This window comes from Sphaerobacter sp. (genome assembly GCF_019683595.1).
In the GTDB taxonomy this organism is placed as follows: Bacteria; Chloroflexota; Chloroflexia; order Thermomicrobiales; family Thermomicrobiaceae; genus Sphaerobacter.
The window spans coordinates 1-24,795 of sequence record NZ_JADGHZ010000025.1; the positions used below are offsets into that span (position 1 = coordinate 1).

General features: G+C 69.0%; 24 protein-coding genes and 1 pseudogene. 4 read left to right on the forward strand and 21 right to left on the reverse strand.

All coding sequences use genetic code 11. The features are described from left to right. Positions 1 to 81 precede the first annotated feature (81 nt). From IRZ30_RS04710 to IRZ30_RS04750, 9 genes are all read right to left on the reverse strand, one after another. The gene (locus tag IRZ30_RS04710) at positions 82 to 873 is read right to left on the reverse strand and encodes a Gmad2 immunoglobulin-like domain-containing protein (protein ID WP_294083466.1); all 792 of its coding nucleotides are present in this window, start codon (positions 871 to 873) and stop codon (positions 82 to 84) included. A gap of 319 nt (positions 874 to 1,192) precedes the next feature. Then, positions 1,193 to 2,128, reverse strand: coding sequence for a cysteine synthase A (gene cysK / locus IRZ30_RS04715; protein ID WP_294083468.1), 936 nt, complete (start codon positions 2,126 to 2,128; stop codon positions 1,193 to 1,195). 102 nt (positions 2,129 to 2,230) lie between these two features. Further along, positions 2,231 to 3,112: a sulfurtransferase gene (locus tag IRZ30_RS04720; RefSeq protein WP_294083470.1), complete on the reverse strand. Its 882-nt coding sequence runs from the start codon at positions 3,110 to 3,112 to the stop codon at positions 2,231 to 2,233. Between the two features lie 76 nt (positions 3,113 to 3,188). Continuing rightward, on the reverse strand, positions 3,189 to 3,566 hold the full coding sequence (locus IRZ30_RS04725) for a helix-turn-helix transcriptional regulator (RefSeq protein WP_294083472.1): 378 nt from the start codon (positions 3,564 to 3,566) through the stop codon (positions 3,189 to 3,191). 3 nt (positions 3,567 to 3,569) lie between these two features. After that, on the reverse strand, positions 3,570 to 3,986 hold the full coding sequence (locus IRZ30_RS04730) for a secondary thiamine-phosphate synthase enzyme YjbQ (protein ID WP_294083473.1): 417 nt from the start codon (positions 3,984 to 3,986) through the stop codon (positions 3,570 to 3,572). Positions 3,987 to 4,011: 25 nt separating this feature from the next. Then, complete coding sequence (locus IRZ30_RS04735; RefSeq protein WP_294083475.1) at positions 4,012 to 4,776, reverse strand: SDR family oxidoreductase; 765 nt, start codon at positions 4,774 to 4,776, stop codon at positions 4,012 to 4,014. A 110-nt stretch (positions 4,777 to 4,886) separates the two neighbouring features. Further along, the gene (locus tag IRZ30_RS04740) at positions 4,887 to 5,195 is read right to left on the reverse strand and encodes a DUF2103 domain-containing protein (protein WP_294083477.1); all 309 of its coding nucleotides are present in this window, start codon (positions 5,193 to 5,195) and stop codon (positions 4,887 to 4,889) included. Positions 5,196 to 5,219: 24 nt separating this feature from the next. Further along, positions 5,220 to 5,684, reverse strand: coding sequence for an inorganic diphosphatase (locus IRZ30_RS04745; RefSeq protein WP_294083479.1), 465 nt, complete (start codon positions 5,682 to 5,684; stop codon positions 5,220 to 5,222). Then, positions 5,681 to 6,658 carry a sulfurtransferase gene (locus IRZ30_RS04750; protein ID WP_294083483.1) on the reverse strand — a complete coding sequence of 326 codons (978 nt, stop codon included), beginning with the start codon at positions 6,656 to 6,658 and terminating at the stop codon, positions 5,681 to 5,683. Before IRZ30_RS04750 ends, IRZ30_RS04745 begins: the two co-directional genes overlap by 4 nt. Before the next feature lie 152 nt (positions 6,659 to 6,810). Here IRZ30_RS04750 and IRZ30_RS04755 point away from each other — a divergent pair, with 152 nt between their 5' ends. After that, positions 6,811 to 8,004, forward strand: coding sequence for a trypsin-like peptidase domain-containing protein (locus IRZ30_RS04755; RefSeq protein WP_294083485.1), 1,194 nt, complete (start codon positions 6,811 to 6,813; stop codon positions 8,002 to 8,004). A gap of 571 nt (positions 8,005 to 8,575) precedes the next feature. Here IRZ30_RS04755 and IRZ30_RS04760 read toward each other — a convergent pair. Genes IRZ30_RS04760 through IRZ30_RS04770 form a run of 3 tightly spaced genes read right to left on the reverse strand, consistent with a single transcriptional unit; the run spans position 8,576 to position 10,786 of the window. Next, the gene (locus IRZ30_RS04760; protein WP_294083487.1) at positions 8,576 to 9,334 is read right to left on the reverse strand and encodes an SIMPL domain-containing protein; all 759 of its coding nucleotides are present in this window, start codon (positions 9,332 to 9,334) and stop codon (positions 8,576 to 8,578) included. Positions 9,335 to 9,370: 36 nt separating this feature from the next. Beyond that, the gene (locus IRZ30_RS04765; RefSeq protein WP_294083489.1) at positions 9,371 to 10,156 is read right to left on the reverse strand and encodes an anti-sigma factor; all 786 of its coding nucleotides are present in this window, start codon (positions 10,154 to 10,156) and stop codon (positions 9,371 to 9,373) included. Between the two features lie 33 nt (positions 10,157 to 10,189). Further along, positions 10,190 to 10,786 carry a sigma-70 family RNA polymerase sigma factor gene (locus IRZ30_RS04770; protein ID WP_294083517.1) on the reverse strand — a complete coding sequence of 199 codons (597 nt, stop codon included), beginning with the start codon at positions 10,784 to 10,786 and terminating at the stop codon, positions 10,190 to 10,192. Positions 10,787 to 11,030: 244 nt separating this feature from the next. Between IRZ30_RS04770 and IRZ30_RS04775 the strand changes: the two genes are divergently transcribed. Beyond that, complete coding sequence (locus IRZ30_RS04775; protein ID WP_294083491.1) at positions 11,031 to 11,744, forward strand: response regulator transcription factor; 714 nt, start codon at positions 11,031 to 11,033, stop codon at positions 11,742 to 11,744. A gap of 179 nt (positions 11,745 to 11,923) precedes the next feature. Here IRZ30_RS04775 and pcaB read toward each other — a convergent pair whose 3' ends face one another. The 7 genes from pcaB to pobA all read right to left on the reverse strand — a co-directional run bounded on the left by pcaB (position 11,924) and on the right by pobA (position 17,920). Further along, positions 11,924 to 13,270 carry a 3-carboxy-cis,cis-muconate cycloisomerase gene (gene pcaB / locus IRZ30_RS04780; RefSeq protein ID WP_294083493.1) on the reverse strand — a complete coding sequence of 449 codons (1,347 nt, stop codon included), beginning with the start codon at positions 13,268 to 13,270 and terminating at the stop codon, positions 11,924 to 11,926. 4 nt (positions 13,271 to 13,274) lie between these two features. Beyond that, on the reverse strand, positions 13,275 to 14,024 hold the full coding sequence (locus IRZ30_RS04785) for a CoA-transferase subunit beta (protein ID WP_366945320.1): 750 nt from the start codon (positions 14,022 to 14,024) through the stop codon (positions 13,275 to 13,277). Between the two features lie 35 nt (positions 14,025 to 14,059). Further along, positions 14,060 to 14,899 (reverse strand): CoA transferase subunit A, encoded by an 840-nt coding sequence (locus tag IRZ30_RS04790; RefSeq protein ID WP_294083496.1) that lies wholly within the window; start codon positions 14,897 to 14,899, stop codon positions 14,060 to 14,062. Between the two features lie 36 nt (positions 14,900 to 14,935). Further along, positions 14,936 to 15,517 carry a protocatechuate 3,4-dioxygenase subunit alpha gene (pcaG, locus tag IRZ30_RS04795; RefSeq protein ID WP_294083497.1) on the reverse strand — a complete coding sequence of 194 codons (582 nt, stop codon included), beginning with the start codon at positions 15,515 to 15,517 and terminating at the stop codon, positions 14,936 to 14,938. Further along, positions 15,517 to 16,245, reverse strand: a complete 729-nt coding sequence (gene pcaH / locus IRZ30_RS04800) for a protocatechuate 3,4-dioxygenase subunit beta (RefSeq protein WP_294083499.1) — start codon at positions 16,243 to 16,245, stop codon at positions 15,517 to 15,519. Before pcaH ends, pcaG begins: the two co-directional genes overlap by 1 nt. Further along, positions 16,223 to 16,666, reverse strand: a complete 444-nt coding sequence (gene pcaC, locus IRZ30_RS04805) for a 4-carboxymuconolactone decarboxylase (protein ID WP_294083501.1) — start codon at positions 16,664 to 16,666, stop codon at positions 16,223 to 16,225. Before pcaC ends, pcaH begins: the two co-directional genes overlap by 23 nt. Positions 16,667 to 16,747: 81 nt before the next feature. Continuing rightward, positions 16,748 to 17,920 (reverse strand): 4-hydroxybenzoate 3-monooxygenase, encoded by a 1,173-nt coding sequence (gene pobA / locus IRZ30_RS04810; protein ID WP_294083503.1) that lies wholly within the window; start codon positions 17,918 to 17,920, stop codon positions 16,748 to 16,750. A gap of 301 nt (positions 17,921 to 18,221) precedes the next feature. On the opposite strand from pobA, the pseudogene IRZ30_RS04815 reads away from it, so the two are divergent. After that, a pseudogene (locus tag IRZ30_RS04815) lies at positions 18,222 to 19,319 on the forward strand (ADP-ribosylglycohydrolase family protein). A gap of 27 nt (positions 19,320 to 19,346) precedes the next feature. Continuing rightward, complete coding sequence (locus tag IRZ30_RS04820; RefSeq protein WP_294083505.1) at positions 19,347 to 19,853, forward strand: DinB family protein; 507 nt, start codon at positions 19,347 to 19,349, stop codon at positions 19,851 to 19,853. 31 nt (positions 19,854 to 19,884) lie between these two features. Here IRZ30_RS04820 and IRZ30_RS04825 read toward each other — a convergent pair whose 3' ends face one another. Together IRZ30_RS04825 and IRZ30_RS04830 are read right to left on the reverse strand one after the other, a co-directional pair. Continuing rightward, positions 19,885 to 23,355: an adenylate/guanylate cyclase domain-containing protein gene (locus IRZ30_RS04825; RefSeq protein WP_294083519.1), complete on the reverse strand. Its 3,471-nt coding sequence runs from the start codon at positions 23,353 to 23,355 to the stop codon at positions 19,885 to 19,887. After that, complete coding sequence (locus IRZ30_RS04830) at positions 23,321 to 24,793, reverse strand: ATP-binding protein (protein WP_294083507.1); 1,473 nt, start codon at positions 24,791 to 24,793, stop codon at positions 23,321 to 23,323. The genes IRZ30_RS04825 and IRZ30_RS04830 overlap by 35 nt, the downstream gene beginning before the upstream one ends. Between the last annotated feature and the right edge of the window lie 2 nt (positions 24,794 to 24,795).

Genomic DNA, 24,795 nt, shown 5'->3' on the forward strand with positions numbered 1-24,795 from the left:
GTTGGGAGAGGGGGCCGGGGGGTGAGGGCCGTACCCCCCTCTCCCAACCTTGAGAGGGGGTTGGGGGTGAGGGCCGTCCTCCTACGGCTGGAACTCGACCGGGATCCGGACCTCGTTGATGCGCGAGCCGTCCTTGGCCGAGAGCTCGTAGGCGACGACCGTGCCCGATCCAGGCTCGGAGACGGTGAAGGGAATGGTGACGTCAAAGGTGCCGCGCATACCGCTGCCGGACGTGGCCGTCACCACCTGATGGGCCAACTGGTTCCCCGCTTCGTCGAGGATCTCAATCTGGAACGTGGCCTCGAAGACGTTCGCGGTGCCGGACGCCTGGAGCGGACCCGACACCGTGTCGCCGATTGCGGGGGATTCGACCAGGATCGCCGGAGTCAGATCCTCGTAGGTCGCGCGGCTGACCGGCTGATCGAGCGCGATCCCCTCGCTGCCGAAGACCTCGACCGGCTGCCCGTCGAGTTCGAACCGCACCTGCTCCACGGTCGGGAACTGGGTCAGGGTATAGACTACCTGCGCCAGCCGAGCGAGCATCGAGAAGCTGCCGCCGCCGGATTCGAAGTCGCCCGAAAGGTCCACCGTTGCCAATCCGGCCTCGATCACGATGCCGTTGAGCGTGGTCCCCTCCGGGATTGCCGTCGACATCCCGGCGGCCTGCTCAGCCTCGGTCGGGCCGGCCAGCAATGCCTGGATCGCCTCCGTGGCCGGTCGCGGCGAAGCCGGGATCTGCCGGTGCGCCGTGGCGATCTTCTCATCGCGGATGAAGTACACGTTGACCTGCCGCTCGGCGGCCGGGGACGGAGACGCTTCTGGAGACGGGGACACCGGGCTGGCAGCCGGTTCCGGCGTCGTCTCCGGCGTCACCGCCGGGGACTCCGTGGCGCCAGGGGTACTCACCCCGGGCGCATCGCCGGCAGGCGCCGTCGGCTCCGTCGTCGACGGCGCGGGCGCCATCTCAGGCCCCCCACACGCCGCGAGGACGAGCACCAACACCATGAGCAGGACCAGCACACGCCGCCCCCGCGGCATCCACGCCGTGGCAGAGAACCGAGCCGGTACCATACTAGCCCCTCTCACTGCGCGCCATGAGCGCAGCCGCGCTCACCCCCTTAACGCGCGCCGGGTGTGGAGTCATACATGGCGGCTCGACGCATCCGCGGCGGATCCGGGCGACGGACGCCGCTCAGCTCGCAGGCTCTGGCTGCTGGAACAGGGGCGTCGAGAGGTAGCGCTCGGCCAGGTCCGGGAAGAGGGTCACGATGTTCAGCCCGGCGCTCTCCGGCCGCTCGGCGATCCGCACCGCCGCCGCGGCAGCGGCCCCGCTTGAGATACCGACGAGCAGCCCCTCCTCGCGGATCAACCGGCGGGCCATGGAGAACGCTTCCTCGGTGGAGACCAACACCACCTCGTCGATCACGGCGCGGTCGAGCACCTCGGGCACGAAGCCCGGCGAGATCCCCTGAATGCCGTGGGAACCGCGCCGTCCCTCGGCCAGCACCGGCGACTCGGCCGGCTCAACGACCGCGATTCGCACGCCCGGCTTCTTCTGCTTGAGCACCTGCCCCACGCCCGTAATCGTGCCGCCGGTACCGGCGCCCGCGACGAAGACATCGACCTGCCCGTCGGTGTCCTCCCAGATCTCCAGCGCGGTGGTGCGCCGGTGGATGTCGGGGTTCGCGGGGTTCCAGTGCTGGCGAGGCATGAAGGTCTTGGGCAGGCTCGCGGCGATGCGGTTGGCCTCCTCGATCGCGCCGGGAGTGCCCTGGTCGGCCGGAGTCAGGATCACCTCGGCGCCCAGCGCCCGCAGCAATGCCACCCGCTCCGGGCTGTTGCGCGCCGACATGGTGATGATCAACCGGTAGCCGCGGATCGCGGCGATCCAGGCAAGGCCGATCCCGGTGTTGCCACTGGTCGCTTCGATGATGACGGTATCGGGCGTCAGCAACCCGCGCTCCTCAGCGTCCCGAATCATGTTGAGCGCGATCCGGTCCTTCACCGAGAAGCCAGGGTTGAACATCTCCAGCTTCGCCCAGATCGTGGCGCCGGGCGGCGCGACCCGGTTCAACCGCACGAGCGGAGTTCGGCCAACCAGTTCCGTGGCATCGCGGGCAATGCGCATCCTGCGTTCCCTCTCACGTCCCAGCTTGGGCAAGCCACCTACGCTGGTTACAACGGCACCCCGCCGGTTGCAATTCCTGCAGGATGCGCGCCCCCGGAACGATCAGGCCTCGTCCGCCGGGCCGGTGGCGATCGGCACGTCGTCCCGGTTCCCCCACTCGGCCCACGAACCGTCGTAGACCCGCACGTTGCGGTAGCCGCTCATCCAGAGCGAGAGCGCGGCGTGGGCTGCGCGCACCGCCCCCTGGCAGTAGGTGATCACCGGCGTCTCCGGCGTCACCCCCGCCGCTTCATGACGCGCCCGGACCCGCTCCGCCGGAATGAACGTGCGATCACCGTCCCAGTTGAGGTTCTCCTGCCAGAACATGTGCCGGGCACCAGGGATGCGCCCTCCGTGCTTGGCGCGTACTTCCTCGCCCGTGAACTCACTCAGCCGGCGCACGTCGAGGATCACCGCGCTCCCGGTCTCCCGCGCCTGCATGACGTCATCGAGGGTGGCGATGATCTCCGGTCGCTCCGCAGCCGGGTCGATGGTGAAGGTCGCCGGTGCCGGCTGCGGCGTCGGCTCCGCCGTGACCGGGCGCCCCTCCGCCAGCCAGCGCGTCCAGCCGCCATCGAGGATGCGCATCTGTTCTTCTTTGCCGTAACGAGCCAGGACGAGCCACAGGCGCGACGAGTAGTGCCCGCCCTCGTCGTCGTAGGCCACGATGCGCGTGTCGTCCCCGACTCCCAGCCGCGACATCACCGCCGCCACCTGCTCGGCCGGGGGCATCATGTAGTCCACCGGGTGGTTCGGGTCGCTCAATTCCGCCGCCCAGTCGAGGTAGACCGCCCCCGGGATGTGCGTTTCGGCGTACACATCCCGGCCCGGAGGACCCTCGAAGTAGTAGCGACAATCAATGATCCGCACCGTCGGGTCGTCCAGGTGTTCGGCGAGCCACTCCGTGCTGACGAGCACCCGGCTCCGGTCTGTCGAGAAGGCCATGAACTGCTCCCTCTCCAATGCTCGCGCCATCTTCCCGCGCGCTGGCTATGCTCACGGCCGCAGTATACGGCGCCTCCTATCCGCCGTCGTGCTCCCGGCGCCACTGGAGATAGTGGGCGAAGCGCGCGACCTCCGCCACGTCGTCGTCCGGCAGCCCCTCCAGCGCCGACCTTAGCTCCTGCCGGACCGATGGCGCCTCCCCTGGGGCATTGCTCGCGTCAACGGCGCGCCCGATCTCGCACAGGAGCGCACCGAGCGCGAGGTCGAACGCCGCCGCGAGCTGCGCGAGGACCGCACCGGACGGGTCCTTACGCCCCCGCTCGATCTCGCTCAGGTACGGCACGGAGATGCCCGACGCCTGGCTGAGGTCGCGCAGCGTCCAGCCCCGGGCAAGGCGCAACCCACGCACCGTTGCACCAACCGCCTCGCGGTAGGGCTCCCTGCGCTCGACCATCCCCTACTCGCCCAGCACCTGCACCACGACTTGCCGTGAGCGCGGGTGCGTGTCGAAGTCGATCAGGACGATGCGCTGCCAGATCCCGAGCGCCAGCCGCCCGCGGTCGAACGGCACGGTCAGCGACGGCCCGAGCAGCGATGCGCGGAGGTGGCTGTGGGCGTTGTCGTCGTGGTTGATCGCGTTGTGGCGGTATCCCTGGTCGGGTGGGACCAACCGCTCCAGCATGGCCGGGAAGTCGTCGATCAGTCCCGGCTCGTACTCGCTGATCGCCACCGCGGCGGTCGTGTGCGCCACGAAGACCGTGACGATCCCCTCCTGGCACCCGCTCGCGGCGATCGCCGCCTCCACGCGCGGCGTCAGGTCGTGCATCTCCCCGCCGCCACGGGTCTGAATCTCCCAGCGCTCCGTCCGAACCACGCGCACCCTCCGCTCACACCGCGGCTCACCGCGCCGTGTACCCGCCGTCGATGGGGTAGGTGATGCCGGTGGTGAAACTGGCCTCGTCCGACGCGAGGTGCACGACCACCGCCGCGACTTCGGCAGGCGCGATCAGCCGTCCAAGCGGCGTCATGGACCGCAGGATCGCGTACCCGGCCTCGGCGTCACCTTGCCCGAGCAATTGGACGACGCGCCCCACCATCGGGGTGTCGACCGGACCCGGACACACGGCGTTCACCCGGATGCCGTCCTTCGCACAGTCGAGCGCGAGCCCCCTGGTAAACCCGACGATGGCGTGCTTGCTTGTGACGTACGCGATGCTGCCCGCAACGCCCGCCAGCCCATTGATCGACGCCATATTGACCACAACGCCGCGGCTCTCCCGCAGCAGCGGCAGCGCCGCCCGCGCGCCGAGATACATGCTCTTGACGTTGACCGCCATGACGCGGTCCCAGGCATCCTCCGGCAACGTCTCGACCGTGCCGAGCATCTCGATCCCCGCGTTGTTGACCAGGATGTCGAGGCCGCCGAAGCGCTCGCGAGCGAGGGCCACCGCGCGCTCCCAGTCGGCCGCCGAGACGACGTCGGCAGGCATCGTGACGAGCCGCTCACCGGCATCCAGGGCACCACGGAGCGCGTCCAGCCCGTCCGCGTCGATGTCGGTCGCAACGACGCGCGCACCCTCACTAAGGAACGCTTCCACAATCGCGCGGCCGATGCCGGCCGCTCCGCCCGTCACCAGCGCCCGCTTCCCGCCCAGCCGTGTCATCGGGAAACCTCCCCTCGCGCGTGACAACTCGGGTATCCGCGCCGGCGCGCGTCCCGCTGGTGGTACTGTAACGGAGTTCTGCCGGAGTGCGAAAGCGATGCCGTGAGCGGTTACCGACCCTGCGTGCGTCGCGGATGGACGCCGGCCTCGCGGAGTACCTGCTCGACCGCCGCCCGGTCGTCGCAGACGACGAAAACCTCTTGCACCGACGAGCCGCGTCTGGCGATGAGCTTCACCCCCGTCGCCGTGGGAGCGCTGACCCGGACCGACAGCGCTCCACCGGGCCGCCCACGCGTGGCGTAGATCCGGCCTGGCACGATCGAGCGCACGTCCTCAACCTCGGTCAGCTGGAGGAGAACCTCCTTCAGCCCCGGGAGAATGCCGTGCTCGATCTTGAGGATGCCGTCGCGGTAGCGCATGACCCGCCTCTTGCCCCCGCCGTGTTAGACCATGCACAAGCGCGGCCACCCTGGCGCCAGGGACGCCCGGATCAGGCGCTCGGCCGCGCCCGCGTCCTCCCACGCCCCGGCCTCGCTCCAGTCGCGGAACCACGCCTCGATCGCCGCCAGGTCGGCGGCCGGAACCTCGCCCAGCCAACGCACGTCCGCGTAGGCCGGGTCGTCGACCGCAACGGCGAGGATCTTGTCGTCGCCATCCGGGCGGCGCAGCAGGCCGACCGGGCGCACCCGGAGGCGGGTACCCGTGGGGAGCGGTGACGTCGCCAGGATCATCACGTCGAGCGCATCCTGATCGGCCGGGTTCCACGTGCCCGGCAGGAAGCCGTAGCTGGTGGGCCAGGGACGGGTCGCGTGCGGGTGCTGATAGGTCCGCCACGTCCCCGCGGCGTCGTCCCAGACGTGACGGTGGGTCGCGCCGCGCGGATCTTCCACCACCGCGTCGCAGATCATCCGCCCGCCCCCTCGGCAAGCGGCGCCACCGGCAGCGCCGGGTCGGCACCCCACTGCGCCCAGGAGCCATCGTACACCCGCACCGAGGGGTAGCCCAGCAGCTTCAGCGCGACGTACGTCTGCGCCGCGGAGACGCCATACAACCCGTACACGACCACCGTCTTGTCGGGCGTGACGCCGGCTTCCTCGAACAATCGTCGCAACTCGTCCGGGGAACGGTAGTACGGGACCGAACCGGGCTCGACGACCTCGGTCCAGGGGATCGACACGGCACCCGGAATGCGCCCCTCCCGCAGGCGACCGTGCCAGGTCGTCGCCTGCTCCTCCGGGGCACGATTATCGACGACGACGAAGGCAGGATCTTCCAGATGCTGCGCGATCTCCTCGGGACCGATCAGCACGCCGTAGTCGATGGTTTGGGTCACTCCACCCCCTGGCGGCGAGGCGGGCTCGCCCTTGACCAGGGGCAGACCAGCCGCCGTCCAGGCCTGCCGGCCTCCGTTCAGCAGCGACACCTCTTTGAACCCGATCGCGTGCAACGCCCAGAGCAGGCGCGCCGCGTAGCGGTTGCCGCTCGCATCGTAGGCAACAACGCGCGTCCCCGGCGTGATGCCGGCCTCGGTGAGCAGGCGCTCGATGCCCTCGCGGCCGACCAACATACCGTAGGTGGGATTGTGAACCTCAATGGTATCCTGCCACCAGAGATGCGTTGCGCCGGGGATGTGACCTCCGCGATACTCGCGGATCGGACTGAGGTCGACAATGCGCAGGTCCGGGTCGTCGCGGTGTGCAGCCAGCCACTCCACCGAGACCAGCAGTTCGCCGCCGGGGTACGATTCCGGCGGACTTGGCACAGCCGGTGCCTCGGTAAGCGGGGATGGGTCACCCCCGCCGCTGGCACAGGCGACGGTCATCAGCAGGATCAGCAGCAGGAAGAGCCGGAGGAGCGGCCGGCCCGGCAATCGCGTTTCCACACCGGACGAACCATAGTGGAGGGGCTAGTGCCCGTCAAGGACGTCCAGAATTCAGGTTTCTTTCAGACTTGCTTAACCACGCGCTCAGCAAGGGAGGTCATCATGGGAGCAGACATGGGGAGCACTCCCCGGTCGGAAAGGGACCAGGGTTGATGCGGCGCCGGTACAGCTTCGGAACGCTCGTCATCACGGCGGCGCTGGCCCTGATCCTCGGCGCCATGGCAGGTGCGGCGTCGGGCGGTTTGACCGCTTTCTGGCTCACTGGCGAGGCAAACCCGACCGCGACCGCCCCTTCGAGCGACCGTCCAGCGTCAACGGTCCGGCAGGGTACCGCGCCGACGCCGACCGCCGCCAGCCAGGCGCCGCCGGTGAGCACGACTGACGCGCCTGGTTCGATCGCTGACCTCGTCGAGCGGGTCAGTCCGGCGGTCGTCACGGTGGTGAACAAGCAGGCGGTGGATGGCCTGTTCGGGAGCGATGGCGACATGGAACCGGCCGGCACCGGAACCGGGTTCATCATTGACGACCAGGGACGGATCGTGACGAACCACCACGTGGTCGAGGGGAGCGAGGAGATCGAAGTGATCTTCGTCGACGGGCAAAAAGCCAACGCGCGCCTCCTCGGCACAGATCGCTTCGCCGACCTGGCGGTGATCCAGGTGGACGTTCCGGTTCCGGCCACGGTACCGCTGGGCGACTCCGATCTCCTGCGGCCGGGCGACCGGGTGATCGCGATCGGCAGTGCGCTGGGCGACTTCACGAACACCGTGACCGAGGGCATCGTCAGCGGGCTGGGTCGCAGCCTACAGACGCCCGAGGGCTACAACATGGAGAACATGATCCAGCACGACGCGCCGATTAACCCGGGCAACTCCGGTGGTCCGCTGCTGAACCTGAACGGCGAGGTCGTCGGTGTCAACACGGCTGTGGTGCGCCAGGCCAGCCTGGGCGTCACAGCCGAAGGGCTCGGCTTCGCCATCCCGAGCAACACAGTCAAGGCGCTGACGGAGGAACTGATCCGTGAAGGGCGGGTCGTGCGACCCTACCTTGGCATCTTCTACGAGCCGCTGACACCGCGCCTCGCGCAGGCCAACGACCTTCCGGTCGACCACGGCGTCATAGTGAACAGCGTCGAGCCGAATTCGCCGGCCGGCGCGGCAGGCGTGCGAGCGGACGACATCATCACCAAGATCGACGGGCAGGAAATCGACAGCGACCATCCGCTCGTCAACCAACTGTTCAACTACAAGCCGGGCGACGTCGTCCAACTCGAGATTTACCGTCCGAGTACCGATGAGACGCTGACGGTTTCCGTCACGCTCGGTGAGAGACCTGACGACACCTAGACCCCCGGGCAGTGAGTCGCGCCGCTGCCCACCCCTACACTCCCCCTTATCCCTCGAGAGGCCTGGACCACCAGCCAGGCCTCTCGTCTTTGGAGTGCGGCGGCCCCAGCCACCGATTTGGTATCGCGCGGCCGCAGCCACGCGCCGGGGTTGGTGCCGCGCCGCCGTTGGGACGCGACGTGGGTGCTGCAAAGGATCCGGCACCCCGTCCCGTGCCCGGGGCTAAAGCCGCCGGGCTGATATTTTGGTAAGCCCACTGAAGGGGCTGCGATGACGACATCCAGGCGAATCCGATCCATCAGCCTGCAGAGTACCAGTCCCCAGCCCCTTCAGTGGGCTTCGCTTTGTCAGCCCGGCGGCTTTAGCCCCGGGCACGCGCCACACCGCTAGATCCATCGCCGCACCCATCGCTGCACCTATCGCAGGCACCGTCGACGACGCAGGGATCCTCACGCCATGGATCCCCGGGCACGCGCCGCAGCCTGTGACTCCACGCCCCCAAACAAGACGCCCCGCTCCGAGGACGCGGAGCGGGGGCGCCAGGGATCTCCGTCGGGAAAGACGTCTGCGTCTACTGGATGCCGTAGCTCACGACGACGCTAACGACGATTTCGCTCTCGCCCGGCTGGATCGCCGCTGCACCGACGGCCATGTCGACTGCCCCGTCTCGTGCCAGCGGCATCGGCGTCGGCGGCGGAGCCGCGCCCTCGGTGATGCTGACGGGCGGGCCAAGCTGCACCCCGGCGAGCTGCGCCAGGTGCTGCGCCTTCTGCCGCGCGTCGTTGATCGCCTGCTCGCGAGCCTGGCGCACCGCGGCGTCCCGATCCTCGACGACGAAGCTCACGTCGGACACCGTGTTCGCGCCGGCGGCGACCGCGTTATCGATGATCCCGCTGACTTGATCGATCGGCTTGACCTTGACCTGCACCAGATGCGTCACCGTGTATCCGGTGATCGGCGCGGACGGCTGCTGGTAGTCACGATCGACGGAAATGTTGTACGCCACGGTGCGGATGCGCTCGTCGGGGATGCCGGCGTCCTTGAGCGATGCGAGCACCGCGTCCATCTGCCCGTTTACGGTCTCCTGCACGGGCCCCAGGTCCGGCCCCTGGCTCATCACACCGAGCACTACCTGTGCGGTATCCGGCCGCACCATGACGCGGCCCTCGCCGCCAACGGTCACCACCCGCTGCCCCGAGGGCGTCTCTGCTGCTGCCTGACCGCCAAACGGCCGGCGTCCGCTATCCCCCATGGCCGCGATCACCCCACCACCAATAACGAGCAACCCCACGAACGCGGCCGCCGTCGCCCAGCGGCGCATTCTCGACATACGTCTCCTCCTTGGACTCGGACCCGGCGCGCTCGATCACCCACGGCGCTCACGCAGCCGAGGGAGCGCGAAGGTCGCAACCAGCAGCCACAGGACGACGAGAACGAGAACGGCCTCGGCCAGGCGCCAGATGCCCGGCCCATCCGCCGGCTGTGTCGCGGCGAACGGCTCCGCCGACTGGTCGACCGAAGCCTCGCCGCTCGCCTCCGCCGCCGATCCGGCGGTCGCAGGCGTATCGAACGCTTCGACCCTGGCCTCAGCCGCCTCCGGCGATGCCGAGGCAGCCGCCGGAGCCGGAGGCGCCGCGGCGTCGGGCACGGGCGAAGACTGCTCGGCGGCCGTCGCGGCATTCGCTGCGGCGGCCTCGGTGGCCGTGTCGGCGGCCGATCTCTCGGCACTGGCTCCTCCACTTGATCCGCCATCGGTCATCATGATGTGGACCTCCGCAGCGGATTCCTGCCCTCCGGGCTGGTGCAGGAGCAGGTCCGCCCCGAGCACCAGCACGAGGAGCGCAGCGGCCGCCGCCGTAGCCAGGCGGAGCACCGGCTGGAAGCGAACGAACCACGGCCCCGGCACCACATTCGCCGGCTGGACCATCTCCGGCGTCAACGCGAACGAGCGGGGCACGGCCGGTTCCGGCAGGTCGCCGAGGAGCCGCACCAGCGCGCGGAGTTCTCCCAACGCCTCGCGGCATTCCCGGCACTGGGCGAGATGCGCGTCGATCCGCTCCAGTGTCTGCTCGTCCTCCACGTCTCCGTCGAGGTACGCGGAGAGGAGCTCATCAGGGATGTGTTCGCCGTATCCGGTCACGTCTTCCGCCATTGTAGGCCCATCCGGCGCCGAGCCGCTGCCGGCTCATGCGCTCTCATCGCCACTATGCTGACGGCTGGTCTCCCCCAAAAGTTCCCGCGAACGCGGATCCTGGCGCAGCAACTCACGCAGGCGCGCACGTCCGCGGTGGATCCGGGACTTGACGGTCCCCAGGGTCGCGCCGGTCAGGCTGGCGATTTCCTCGTAGGTGTAGCCCTGGATGTCGTAGAGCACGACCGCCACACGCTGGTCGTCGGTCAGCTTCGCCAACGCCGCCTCCAGCCGCGCGCTCAGCTCCTGGCGCGTGGCGAATGCCTCGGGGTCGGCCGGCGGCGTTTCGACGGCCCACACCGGCTCTTCCTCTACCGGCCGGGCATCCAGCGATTCGGCCGGACGGCGGCGCCGGTAGCGCAGGACGTCGTAGCTCCGGTTGGTGGCGATCCGGAGGAGCCAGGACCGGGCCGACCCGCCGACGAACTGGTCGAGGGCGGCATGGGCTCGGACGAAGGTGTCCTGGGTCACGTCCTCCGCCGCTTCCGGATCGCGGAGCAGGCGGAGCGCCACGCCGTAGACGGCCCGCTCGTGGCGCGCTACCAGCGCGTTGAAGGCAGCCAGGTCCCCCTCGCGTGCGGCCGCGATCAGCTCTTCATCTGGTGGGCAGTCTGGACGATCCGTGGCTCGACCTCCGCCGGGATACGCGGAACTGGCAGTCCGCGGCAGAAAACTCGTATCATCTGGCTAGCGATTATCGCAAACCGTGACGACCTTCGATCCGATCCTTCTTGAATACCGGTCACACTTGGTGCCTTTGGGCTATGCCGGGTGGTGCCACACCTGGATACACTCACACTGGACCGCCGGCCGATGCGCGGACGGAGGAGGAAACATGGCACAGGTGAATCCACTATACGAGCACCAGCGCCCGCGCGCGAGTGCTCGGCCCGCGAAAGCAATTAGCGTACTCCTGGTTGACGACCACGTCCTCTTCCGCCAGGCGTTGCGCCACCTACTCGAAGCCGAGCCGGACATCCGGGTCATCGGTGAGGCAGGCGACGGCCGCTCGGCGCAGCAGCTCGCCGAGCGCTTCCACCCGGACGTTATCTTGATGGATATCAGTATGCCCGGCGTGGACGGCGTCACCGCAACCCGCGACCTCAAGACCGGCATCCCCAACGCCAAGATCATCATCTTGACGATGTTCGCCGAGGACGGCCACGTCATCCGCGCCATCCGCGCGGGTGCCGACGCCTATCTCCTCAAGAACAGCGAGTCGTCCAAGGTCATCGACGCGATCCGGGCCGTGGCGCGCGGCGAGTCGGTGATCGAGCCGCAGTTGGCGACCAAGCTCCTCAACGAGTTCCGCCGCATCAGCGAGTTCCGTGAGGAAGAAACCGTCGCCGGCCTGACCGAGCGCGAGATCCAGCTCCTGCGCCTGGTCGCCAGTGGAATGAGCAACAAGGAAATCGCGGCTGAACTGTCGCTGGCTGAGAGCACGGTCAAGAACCGGCTGTCGCTCCTCTTCGAGAAGCTGGACGTCAAGGACCGCACCCAGGCCGCGATCTACGCACTCTCCCACGGGCTCATCACCCGCAAGGACTGACCCCCGGCGGCGGTTTCCGTCAGCGGTGGCCGCCGCCCCCCTCATGATCTACAACGCCTGGCAAGAGGAAACGTGTCTCCGGCGATCCTTGCGGACCGCAGAACTCGTCGTCCGCCCCCTAAATAAAGCTCCCCTCCCCCAACGTTGGGAGAGGGGTCGGGGGTGAGGGCCTAGCCCCGTTATTGCACCGCCGCCCTGACCTCACGGTACCGCGCCAGCGCGCGGTCGATGAAGACGTCAGCGCTGCCGATGTAGCCGGCCGGATCGAGCGCCTGGTCGATCTCGTCTTCGCTGAGCACGGCGCGGATCTGCTCGTCGGCGAGGGCCGCATCGCGCAGCGTGGTGCCGTCCTCGCGCACGCGCGCCACGGCAGCCTGTACTAGGCGGTACGCCGCGGGCCGTCCAACGCGCCGCGCCAGGGCCATGGTCAGCGATTCGGAGAGGAGCAGGCCGCCGCCCATCCCCAGGTTCTCGCGCATCCGCACGGCGTCGACCTCGAGCCCGTCCAGCGCCTGCCGCACCCGCTCGACGGCGCTCGCGGTTGCGAGGAACAGGTCGGGCAGTGCCTCCCACTCGGCCTGCCAGCCGCCGACGGCGCGCTCCTGCTCCTGAGCCATCCCGCTCAGGACCACCGGCACCGCGCCCATCGCCAGCCGCGCTGCGGCCAGGGCGAAGGTCGCATCAACCGGGTTCCGCTTCTGCGGCATGGCCGAGGATCCGCCCTTGCCCGGCGCCGCCCCTTCGGACACCTCACCGACTTCGGTCTGCGCCAGGAGCACCAGGTCGGTGGCGATCTTCGCCATGGCTCCTGAGACGACGCCGAGCGCCGCGGCGATCTCGGCCACGCGGTCGCGCTCAGCGTGCCACGGCAGGTCCGGCACGCCGAGACCCAGGCGCTCGGCCAGCAGCTCCACCACCCGCGTCCCGGCGTCGCCCAGCGAGGCGAGCGTCCCGGCCGCGCCGCCGAACTGAACGACGAGTGCCTCCCGCCGCAGTGCGTCCAGCCGGGCCACCTGTCGGGTGGTCATGCCGAGCCAACGCGCGGCCTTGAGGCCGAACGTGATCGGGAGCGCCTGCTGCATGAGCGTCCGGCCCGGCATCAGTGTGCGACGGTGCTGCTCGGCCAGCGCGGCGCAGGCGTCTCCCACCGCGAGCAGGCGGTCGATGAGAAGCGTGAGCCCGTCCCGCATCTGGAGGACCATCGCGGTGTCGATGACGTCCTGGCTGGTCGCGCCCCAGTGGACGTAGTCCCGCCCCTCCGGCGTGACCTGCTCGGTCAAGGCGCGGACAAGGGGGATCGCCAGCGTCCCGGCGGGTACCGCCGCGCGGTAGAGCGCGGGGATGTCGAAGCGCTCGACCCGGCACGCCGCGGCGATCGCCTGCGCGGCCTCGGCGGGGATGACCCCCGCCGCCGCCTCGGCCTGGGCCAGTGCGGCTTCAAACTCCAGCATCCGGCCCACGTGAGCCTCAGGCGAGAAGATCGCCGCCATCTCCGGCGTGCTGAACATCGGGTTCGCGGGCGACATCCCCCTACTCCGTCGCCGCGTGCGCCTTGGCGGTCCGGGCCTGGAGATCCCGAAGCGCGGTCAACTCCAGTTCCGTCGGCGGGGGCGTGCGCTCCAGGTTCTCGGCGAAGCGGAGCGGCCACCCGGTCTGCTCCTGGACCTGCTCGGGCTCAACGCCCTCATGCAGCGAGACGACCGTCAGCTCCTTCGTCTCCGGGTCGGGTCGCATGATGCACAGGTCGGTCACGACCAGCGTCGGTCCCGCCGTGGTCACGCCGCGGCGCTGCCGGTCGTCGCCGCCCGACCCGTGGCCGAGCGACGTCATGAAGTCCACCTTCTCCACGAACGCCCGGAGCGAGTGGCGCATGATGACGAAGATCTGCCCGCAGTGGGTGGCGATCTCCGTCGCGCCGCCCGCGCCGGGCAGGCGGACCTTGGGCTGCCGGTAGTCCCCGATTACGGTCGAGTTGATGTTCCCGAAGCGGTCGATCTGCGCCCCGCCCAGGAACCCGACCGAGATCCGCCCGCCCTGGAGCCAGTAGCGGAACATCTCCGGGACCGAGACCGTCGTCAGCGCCGTCTCGCACAGCTCGCCGTCGCCGATCGACAGCGGCAGCACGTCCGGGCGGGCGCCGATGGTGCCCGACTCGTAAATCAGCGTCAGGTTCGGCGCGTGGGTGAGGCGCGCCAGGTTGCACGCCGCCGACGGCAGGCCGATGCCGACGAAGCAGACGTCGTCGTCCTTGAGTGCCCGCGCCGCGGCGATGGTCATCATCTCGCTTGCCGTGTACTCCACGGAGTCCCTCTCCCTCACACGCGCCATCCCAGCGGGCTGCCGGGTTCGGCTTCCAGGACGTGCTCGCGCATCCAGGCGAGGAAGGTGTCGCGGTCGCGCGAGATGCCGTCCCACGCGGTGTAGAAGGCGTTGTCGCGCTTGTAGTAGCCGTGGGCGTACGACGGGCGGGCCCCGCCCGGCACCTCGGCGATGGCCGTGATCGTCCAGTGCGGGAGGATAACCGAGTTCGGGCTGGGAGCCTGCAAGTCGTCGACGATCTCCTCGACCGTGACGAGCGCACGCTTCGCCGCGAGCACCGCCTCCTTCTGAACGCCGACGATCCCCTCGATCAGGACATTGCCTTGCCGGTCGGCACGTTGGGCGTGGATGATCGCCACGTCCGGCCGGATCGAGGGGATCGCCGCCAGCCGCTCACCGGTGAACGGGCACTCGATGAAGCGGATGTTGGGGTTGTACTCGGGGAGATCGGTCCCCAGGTAGCCGCGGAAGATCGCGCAGGGCATCCCCGCTGCGCCGGCTGCGTAGGCGTTGGCCATCGCCGCGTGGCTGTGCTCCTCCAGCTCCAGCGGGTGGGGCCATCCACGCTCCACCGCGTCGCGCAGCCGGTGCAGCGATCCGACGCCGGGGTTGCCGCCCCAGGAGAAGATCAGCTTGCGGGCGCACCCCATGCCGATCATCTGATCGTACATCAGATCCGGCGTCATGCGCACCAGCGTCAGATCCCGCCGGCCTTGCCGGATGACCTCATGCCCGGCCGCGAAGGGGATCAGGTGCGTGAACCCCTCCATCGCCACCGTGTCGCCGTCGCGGACGCACTCGGCGACCGCGTCGCGCAGCGAGAGAAATGCGACCATCAACTACCTCTCATCACCAGCCAGTAGCCGGTCCCACTAGACGTCGAAGAAGACCGTCTCCCCTTCGCCCTGCAGGCGGATGTCGAAGCGGTAGACGACGGAGCCGTCCACCTCTTCGCGCCGCGCGATGAGCGTCCCGCGCCGCTCCTCCGGCACGCGCTGCAGTATCGGGTCCGACGCGTTGGCCGGCTCATCTTCGAAGTAGATCCTGGTGACGACGTGGTTGAGCAGCCCGCGTGCGAACACCATGACGAGGATGTGCGGCGCCTGATCCTGCTGGTCGTCGAACGGGACGACGCCCGGCTTGATCGTCTCGAACCAGTAGCGCCCTTCCTCGTCGGTACCGGTTCGGCCGAAGCCGATGAAGGTCGGATCGAGCGGCAGCGGGCGCTGGTCGAGCGGGTGGCGGTAGCGCCCGTAGTGGTTCGCCTGCCAGATCTCGACCATGGCGTCGTCGACCGGGAGGCCGTCCCCATCCAGCACGCGGCCTTCGATCCGAATCCGCGTTCCCTCAGTCTCAGGCTTGATCAGGGTGGTGATGACTGCGTCCGGTCGCAGCAGGCAAGGATGGAAGAACGGTCCGACCGTCTGCGTCGGCGTTACCGGAGCCTTGCCCATTACTCGTTCTCCTTCCGCTCCCCAAACGGGGTCGCATTGGGCCCACGCAGCACGATGTCCCAGCGGTACCCAAGCGCCCACTCCGGCTCGGTCACGCTGTGATCGTAGGTGGCGATCATGCGCGAGCGATACGGCTCGGGAACGGCGTTCATGATCGGATCGAGCGCGTGCAGCGGGTCACCCGGGAAATACATCTGGGTGATCAGTCGCGTCCGCGAGGACGGCCCGAGAATCGAGAAGTGGATGTGGGACGGACGCCAGGCGTTCGGGTCGTTCTTCCACGGATACGCACCCGGATGGATCGTCAGGAACCGGTAAACCCCCTCCTCGTTCGTGAGGCACCGGCCGATACCCAGGAAGTTGGGATCCAGTGGCCCCGGCCAGGTGTCGCGCTTGTGGAGATAGCGCCCGGCGGCGTTCGCCTGCCAGACCTCCACCAGGGTATTCGGCACCGGATCGCCGTTCTCGTCGAGCACCCGACCCGTGACGATGATCCGCTGGCCGATCGCCTCGCCGCCGGTGCCCGCGTTGCGGGTCAGATCCGCATCCTCCGGCGTGATCTCACTGATCGCCGGACCGGGCCCGGTTAGTTCCGTCAGCGTCAGCGGAACTTCCAACAAGGGCAGGTGCGGCGAGCGCTTGATCGTCGCTCGGTACGCGGAGTACAGGTATGGCGGGAATACCTCCCGATCCCCACGGATGATCTCACCGATCGTCGTGGTGTCCATGATCACTCCTCTCCAATACCTCAGCACTCTCACCGTCAGCACGCCCGGATGCGGGCGGATCAAACTCCGCTTTCAACAAGGCGAAGGCTGAGTTGGCCGCCGGGATCCCCGCGTAGGCGGCCACGTGCAGCAGCACCTCGGCCACCTCCGCCGGATCGGCGCCGGTGTTGCGGGTGGCCCGCAGGTGCATCGCCAGTTCGGCCTCGCGACCGAGCGCCGCGAGGATGGCGATGGTCACCAGGCTGCGCGTGCGCCGGTCGAGCCCCGGCCGCGCCCAGATCGAGCCCCAGGCCACCTCGGTGATGAAGCGCTGAAAATCCGCGTCGAGAGCGGTCTGCCGCGCGGTGGCCCGCGCCACGTGCGCTTCGCCGAGAACCTCCCGGCGCACGGCCATGCCGATGTCGTAGCGCGAGTCACTCACCGGCTGCACCTCCTCGTCCCATGGGCGCCTCGATGAAATCCTCCTGCACGGGCCGTGTCAACCGGCCCGGCACGGCGCCCCTCACACCAGCGCCATCCCGACATAGTTCTCCGCCAAACTCGTCGCCGCCGCCCGAGAGGTGCAGACATAGCGCAGTTGGGCGAGCTGCAGCCGTCGCTCGAACGGATCGGCGTCCCAGTTCTGATGCAGCATCGACGTCATCCACCACGAGAAGTACTCCGCCCGCCACACGCGCCGCAGGCAGGTATCGGAGTACCGCTCCAGCAGGTCGGTGCTGCCGGTCCGGAACCAGCTCACCAGCGCCTCGGCCAGGACTTTCACGTCCGCGACCGCGAGGTTCAGCCCCTTGGCACCGGTCGCGGGCACGATGTGCGCCGCGTCGCCCGCCAGGAAGAGCCGGCCATACTGCATCGGCTCGATGAGGAAGCTGCGCATTGTCGTGATGCCCTTCTCCAGCACCGGCCCCTCGGTAAGCGACCACCCATCCCGGGCCAGGCGAAGGTGCAACTCCTCCCAGACCCGCTCATCCGGCCAGTTCGCGATATCCTCGTCCGGGCGCACCTGGACGTAGAGGCGGCTGATCTGCGGGGAACGCAGGCTGTGCAAGGCGAAGCCCCGCTCGTGGTAGGCATAGATCAGCTCGTCGGTGGACGGCGGCGCCGCCGCGAGGATGCCAAGCCAAGCGAACGGATACACCCGCTCGTACGTCGTCAGCACGCCGTCCGGGATGGTCGGGCGGCTCACCCCGTGCGAGCCGTCGCAGCCGGCGATCACGTCGCAGCGCAACTCATGCTGCTTGCCCTCGTGGCGGAAGCGCACCACCGGCTCCGACGAGGTAATGTCGTGCAGGCTGACGTCCTCCACCTCGAAGAGGATCTGCCCGCCGGTCTCCAGCCGGGCTTTGATGAGATCCTTGACCACCTCCTGCTGGCCGTAGACGGTGATCGCGCGGCCGTCGGTCAGATCGCTGAGTGCGATGCGATGGTCCTCCCCTTCGACGCGCAGGATGATGCCGCGGTGGACGAGTCCCTCACGGTCGAGACGCTCGGCCACGCCCATCTGCCGCAGCAGGTCGACGGTCCCCTGCTCCAGCACCCCGGCCCGCACCCGTCGCTCGACGTACTCGCGGTCCCGGCGCTCGAGCACCACCGACTCGATCCCCTCGAGGTAGAGCAGGTGGGAGAGGACCAGCCCGGCCGGACCCGCGCCGATGATCGCGACCTGCGTCCGCATCCGAGAGCCTCCTCCCTCCAGCAGCAACCGCGGCCCGGCTTCGGAGCCCACCGAACCTTACGTCAACTCACCTCTCACGACTGCTGTTACTGCTATATCGCCGTCACTCCGTGCTGTCAACACAATCAGGCGAAACAGCGCGCACAGCGTGGCAGCCGGAGCCGATCGGTCCAGGTTGCGCGACAACGGGCACGACCCGTATGCTCTCCCCCACGGGCACGGCACGATCGGCGACACCGCAGGTGGAACCTGCCCTAACGGGATCGATCCGCTCGGGAACGGTGTACCGGTGCAACGAGATGTGACAGACCATCGGAGCCTGGACGACATCCGCGACGGCGGGAGCCGGCTCGCGTCGATCACGGGGTGTCTTCTTGGCGGCGCGGTCGGGGACGCGCTCGGAGCAGCGGTCGAGTTCCTCTCGACCGAGCAGATCCGCACCTCCTTCGGCCCGGACGGGATCCAGGATTACGCGCCCGCCTACGGTCGCCTAGCCGCCATTACCGACGACACCCAGATGACCCTCTTCACCGCGGAGGGTTTGATTCGGTCCGACAACCGCCACCGTGAGACGGGAAACGCTCACCGGCCGACGGTCGTCTACCACGCCTACCTGCGCTGACTGGAGACGCAGGGAATGCACCCTCCGTACCCATTCCCGGAGATCCGCAGCGGATGGTTGCTCGAGCTCCCCGATCTCCGGCACCGGCGCGCCCCCGGCACCACCTGTCTGACGGCCCTCGAGTCGGGTGTGATGGGCACGATCGACGATCCGCTCAACGACCGGAAGGGATGCGGCGGCGTGATGCGCGTCGCCCCGGCCGGGCTGATCGACCCGGGAGATCCCTTTCGGCTCGGCTGCGAGCTGGCGGCGATCACTCACGGACACCCGAGCGGCTACCTCGCCGCGGGCATCCTGGCCCTGGTGATCGACGCCATCGTCGCCGGCCATGACCTGGAGGCTGCGATCACCCTCGCGCGCGATGAGTTGCGCCGCTGGCCCGGCCACAAGGAGTGCCTCGCCGCGGTCGAGTCCGCGCTGCGCCTTGCCGACGAGGGTCCCCCGACTCCCGAGCGGGTCGCGCGTCTGGGCGAGGGCTGGGTTGCCGAGGAGGCCCTGGCGATCTCCCTCTACTGCGCGCTCACGGCCGGCGATTCATTCGAGCGCGGCGTGCTCGCGGCGGTCAACCACTCCGGCGACAGCGACAGTACCGGAGCGATCACCGGCAACATCCTGGGTGCTCTGCTCGGTCCCGAGGCCATTCCCCAGCGCTGGCTTGAACCGCTCGAGCTGCGCCCGGAGATCGAACAAGTCGCCCGCGACCTCTACCACCACTTCGGCAACCCGGGCGAAATTCCGGACCCCAGCACCGACTGGGAGCGCTACCCCGGCTGGTAACGACGGCTTTCACGAAGGAGTCCGCTCATGAACGACGGCCTGGTCGACGCCTTCCGCCACAACGCCTGGGCAACGGGCCAGTTGCTCGCCGTGGCCCAGAACCTTACGGAGGACCAGTTGCACGCGGAGGTGCCGGGCACGTACGGGAGCATCATCGACACGCTCTGGCACACCCTGTCAAGCGAGGCCAGCTACTACCGGCGCCTCACGGGTGATCAACCGCACTGGTACCGGAGGGGCGGGGAGACGCCGAGCCTCGCCGAGCTGGCGACGTATCTGGACGACATGGCGCAGCGCTGGGACCGGTTTCTCGAGGAGCCGTTCGACGCGGAGCGGACGCTCGTTGTCCCGTGGGACGACGGGTTCGATCGCGACGTCCCCGCCGGCGTCATCCTGGCCCAGGCGCTCCACCACGGCAACGAGCACCGCGCCCACATCTGCACGGTGCTGACGTCGCTCGGCATCCCGACACCCGACCTGGGCGTCTGGGACTACGCCGAAGCGACCGACCGCGCACGGCGCCGAGCGTCCTGACGTCGGACGCCCGGCCCCCGCGGGGCCGCGATCAGCCGCCCCGTGCGATCACCGCGGCAGCCGACGCAGTGAAAGAGGAGCGCAGGCCGGGATCGGCGATCTCAGACGCCAGGTCGGCCACGATCTCACTGGCGGCAGCCGCCCAGCGATCCGGGGCACCCAGTTCCGGGCGGTCGGGTGCGATGGCACTCCGCACGGCCAGCGCTCGCCAGAGCACGGGACGCCACCCGTAGCAACGCGCCCCGGCCGCCGTCTGATCGAGTGCCGCGAGCGCCTCCGCCTGGAGCCCCTGCGCCGCGAGCGCCTGCGCCCGCAGCAGCGCCAGGTGCGGCACGGCATCGAGCGACACTTCCGGCTGGATCGCCCGATGGAGCATGTCAACGATCGCGACACAGCGCGCGGGGTCGCCCTCCGCCAACGCGATCCGCGCCCGGCGGAGCCAGCATTCCCGGCGCGCGAGCGCATCGAGGCGGTCGTTGTCCCGCAGCGCGTCGTTGAGTTCGCGTCTTGCCTCGTCGATCCGGCCCTGGCCCAGGAGGGTGTCGGTGACACCGGCTGTCGAGGTCCGGCGCCAGAACTCGGAACCGGTCCGGTTCGCCTTCTCCTGTGCCACGCAGAAGTGTTCGTAGGCCTCCTCGAACTGCAGCAGATCCATCATCGTGGCGCCAAGGAGGCACAGCGCGGCGATACTCCATTGCCGGTGGCCGATCTCCACGGCGCGGTCATACCCGGCCGTCGCGTACGCCAGCGCCGACTGATAGTGGCCCTGCAGCATTGACCGTCCGGCGAGGGTCACCAGCGCGTAGACCTCCCCGGCTTGCCAGCCCATCTCCCGGGATAAGTCCAGGGATTCGAGCGCGTAGCGCGTGCGCTGATCCGGATCGCCGTCGGCCGGCGGCACGGTGATCGCGAGCGGCGAGCCTCCGGCCGCCGTCCGCATCGCCAGGCTCGACGCCAGGCCGCGCCGCTCGTCGATGCTCCGGAACTCCGCGATGGCGTGTTCATACAGCGCGTCGCTTCCGCGCAGGTCGCCGGCCATGAAGCGCGCCAGCGCCAGCAGATCGAGGCTTTCCGCGCGGCCGGATTGCGCCCGAGCGGCTTCGAACACCGCGAGCGCCTCTTCATGGGCCCGAACCGCGGCCTCGGGCTGGCCGATGTTGCTGTGCCAGTTGCCGATCCGATTGAGACTGTGTGCGACCGCCAGTGGGTGCCGCAGCAACTGCGCCCGCTCCAGTGCCTGGTGCAGGTAGTCGCCCGCCACCCGATAGTCCCGCGAGGTCCAGGCGATGCCGAGCCCGAGCAGCGCCCGCCACTCCGCCTCGCCGTCGCCGATCGCCCTGGCGGCAGTGATCGCGTCAGTGAAGTCCCGGCTCGCAGCGGGGAAGTCGCCCACCAGCTCGGCGGCTTCCGCGCGGAGCTGATAGGCGCGTGGCAGCGGCTGCAGCTCCAGCCGCTGGGACAGCTCGATCGCCGTGGTGGTGTAGTTGATCGCCGCATGAGGCTCACCGACACTGCCGGCCCGCTCCGCGGCCTTGAGCAACCACCCGACGGCGCGCTCGTCACCGGCCTGCGAGTAGTGCCAGCCGATCTCCCCCGCTCGCTCGTCCAGCCGGCCGTCATACAGCCGCTCGATCGCGCCGCCGATCCGCCGGTGCACCTCGCTGCGGAACCGCCGGATCAGCGTGCTGTACACCACCTCCTGGATCAGCGGGTGACGGAACGAGTACGCGCCGGCGCCGAACTCGGCATCCGGTGTGACGAGGTCAAGCTTCGTCAGGACGGCGAGGTGATCCGCGATGGAATCCGGTGCCGGCGAGATTGCCTCCAGCAGATCCCGGGAGAACGACCGACCGATCACCGAAGCCAGTTGGAGATGCTGGCGGACCTCCGGCGCCAGGCGGTCGACGCGCTCGAGAATCAGGGCGTGCAAGGTGCTCGGAATCGTGACCTGGGACAGGTCGGCGTGCGGCGCGACCCGCCACTGCTGCTCTGGGCAGTCGGTGCACGGCTCCAGGTACCCCTGATCGATGAGCGACCGCACGATCTCCTCGATGAAGAGCGGGTTCCCGCCCGCCTTCTCCAGCACCAGCTCGCGCAGGCGCTGCCCATCGTCTGACCGGACCAGCGAGTCAAACAAGGCCATCCGCTCGTCGGCGGCCAGCGGCGCGAGCCAGATCTCACTGAAGCCACTGTGGTACCGCTCCCGGCACGTCTCGATGATCTTCCAAACCGGGCTCCCCAACTCGGGCCGGAACGCCAGCACGAACAGCACCGGCGCGTCCTCGACCAGTTGCAGGAGGTCGACGACGAGCTCCTCTGATGCCAGATCGATCAGGTGGTGGTCGTCGCTCACGAAGACCACCGGCTTCCCGCGGTTCCAGCCGCGGAGGAGCTCCTTCATCACCAAGGCAAGCTCACGCCTGAACGCGTCGGCCGAGATCCCCTCGCTGATCGCCTGCGCCGGGGACGCCTCATCGCCTACCCCGAGGACCGCGGTGATGATCCGCGTCGCCCGCTCCCGGGTTGCCGGGGGGAAGTGCTGCGTGGCGCGCATCACCTTGGCGTGCACCGATTCGGCCGTGTCGTGCCTGGCGATGCCGAACACGCGGCGCAGGCGCTGCCGGAGCGCACCGTAGGGCTCCAACCCGGCGAACGAGACGACGCGATGTTCGAGCCACGCGACGTCGCCGCCCCGGCCGCGGTCGGCCTCCCAGACGCCCCGCAGGTGGGCGATCAGCCGGCTCTTGCCCATGCCCGCGTCGCCGATGAGGCAGGCAACGTGCCCCTTCCCGGTGCTCAAGCCCTCATAGGCACGGCACAACAGGTCCAACTCGGCCGTGCGCCCGATCAGCGGCGCGTCCAGCCCGGCGATATCCCAGAGACGGCCACTGACATCCGTGGGCTGCAGTACGCGATAGGCGTTCTCGGCTCGCGCCTTGCCGCGCAGCGCGAGCTGCCCGACCGACTCGAAGCGGAAGAACGGGGCTGTCGCGCGGTACGTCGTTTCCCCGACCAGGATGCTGCCCGGCTCGGCCTCCTGCTGCAGCCGCGCGGCGAGGTTGATGGCATCACCCATCGCCGTGTACTCGTTCATCGCGGCCGAGCCGAACTCCCCCACCACGACATCGCCGGTGTTGATGCCGATCCGGACGTTGAACTCCAGCCCGTAGGTCTGGCGCACGAGGTCGCGCAGCGGCGCCACCTCGGCTACGATGTCGAGCGCAGCCAGGATCGCGCGCCGAGGGTCGTCCTCATGCGCGCGGGGTGCGCCGAAGAACGCAAGGACGGCATCACCCATTAGGCGCGCGATGGTGCCCCCGTACCGCTCGATCGGCCGCATGAGCGCATCGAAGGCCATGTGCATGATCTCGGCCCATTCTTCGGGGTCGAGTTGCTCGGCGATGCTGGTGGAACCGGCGACGTCACAGAAGAGAATGGTGACCACGCGGCGCTCACGAGCACCGCCGTCACGCAGGGCAGGCGTCATGCCCTCCCGCACCATCTGGTTCACGCGCAGCCTCCCCTACTGGAATGCTGACTATGAATCGGGTCTGGCCGGGACGCGAGTCGACCGTGATCTCCCCATGGTGCTTGCGGACGATGTTGTAGCTGATGTTCAGGCCGAGCCCGGTTCCCTGCCCGGGCTCCTTCGTCGTGAAGAAGGGCTCGAACAGCCGCCCCTGCACGCCGGGTGGGATGCCGGGGCCGGTGTCGCTGATCTCGACGACGACCGAGTCGCCCTCGAGCGCGGTGCGGATGCGCAGGTGCCCCTCGCCGTCCATCGCGTCGGCGGCGTTGTCGATCAGGTTCGTCCAGACCTGATTCAACTCGCTCGCCGAGGTCGTGATCGGCGGCACGCAGCAGTCGTACTCGCGCGACACCTTGATCCCACGGAGCTTGTAGCGGAGGATCGTCAGCGACTGGTCGATCCCCTCGTGGATGTCCACCTCCTGGACCGGCGCCTCGTCGAGCCGCGTGTAGGACTTCACGGCCGCGACGATCTCCGAGATCGTCCGGGCACTCGCCGTCATCTCATGGAGCAGCCGGTAGACGCCCTGGCCGGCGGCGAGCCACCGGAGCACGGCCGGTAATTGGTCGGGAGGCACGAAGTCCTGCAACTGCCGGAGGAGTTCGAGATCCCACCCGACATCCACGAGCTGCGGCGCGAGTTTCCAGCTCTCGGCGATGTTCCGCTCGTCAAGCCACTCCTGCACGGCCACTTCCCGGTCGCTCCGGGTCACCGCATCGAGCCAGACCGCATCGCCCGCATGGGTCTCGATGTCCTGTTGAAGCGCCGACAGGATCGGCAGCATGTCGGCATGCAGCCCGCTCGCGCCGAGGTCGCCGGCACGACGTTCCCACTCGCCGATGATGTCGTGGAGCTGCTGAACACTGCGCACCAGCGCGGCCGCCGGGTTGTTCAGCTCGTGCGCCAGGCCGGCGGCCAGCGTGCCGAGCGCGGCCATCTTCTGATGCTGCACCAGCCTGCTCTCGGCCCCCTGGAGACGCTGGATGACCGTGCGCAGCAACGCGAGCATCGCCGTTGGATTGGCGAGCAGCGTCCGCTCAAACACCTCGCGCGAGATCGGGAGGACGGTGCTGGCCACCCGCGCTCGCACCGTGGCCGTCCGCCCGGACCCACCGAGCATCCCCATCTCGCCGACGATCTCGCCCGCGCCGCGCACGCCGATCGGCACGTCGATCTCGCCCGACCGCCGGAGAATCTCCACCTCGCCCGTCAAAATGACGAACGCGGTCTCCGCCTCATCCCCCTCCGCGATGAGCGTCGCCCCCTGATCGAGCGCCATCGGCTCCGTTGTCCCGATCAGCGCATCGAGGGCCGCGTCCGGGAGCTGGGCGAAGAAGTCGCCCCTGCGGAGGATCTCGCGCAGTTGAGTCGTGGTGCCGTCGTCAGCCGCACGCTGTCGCTGCATGGCCATGC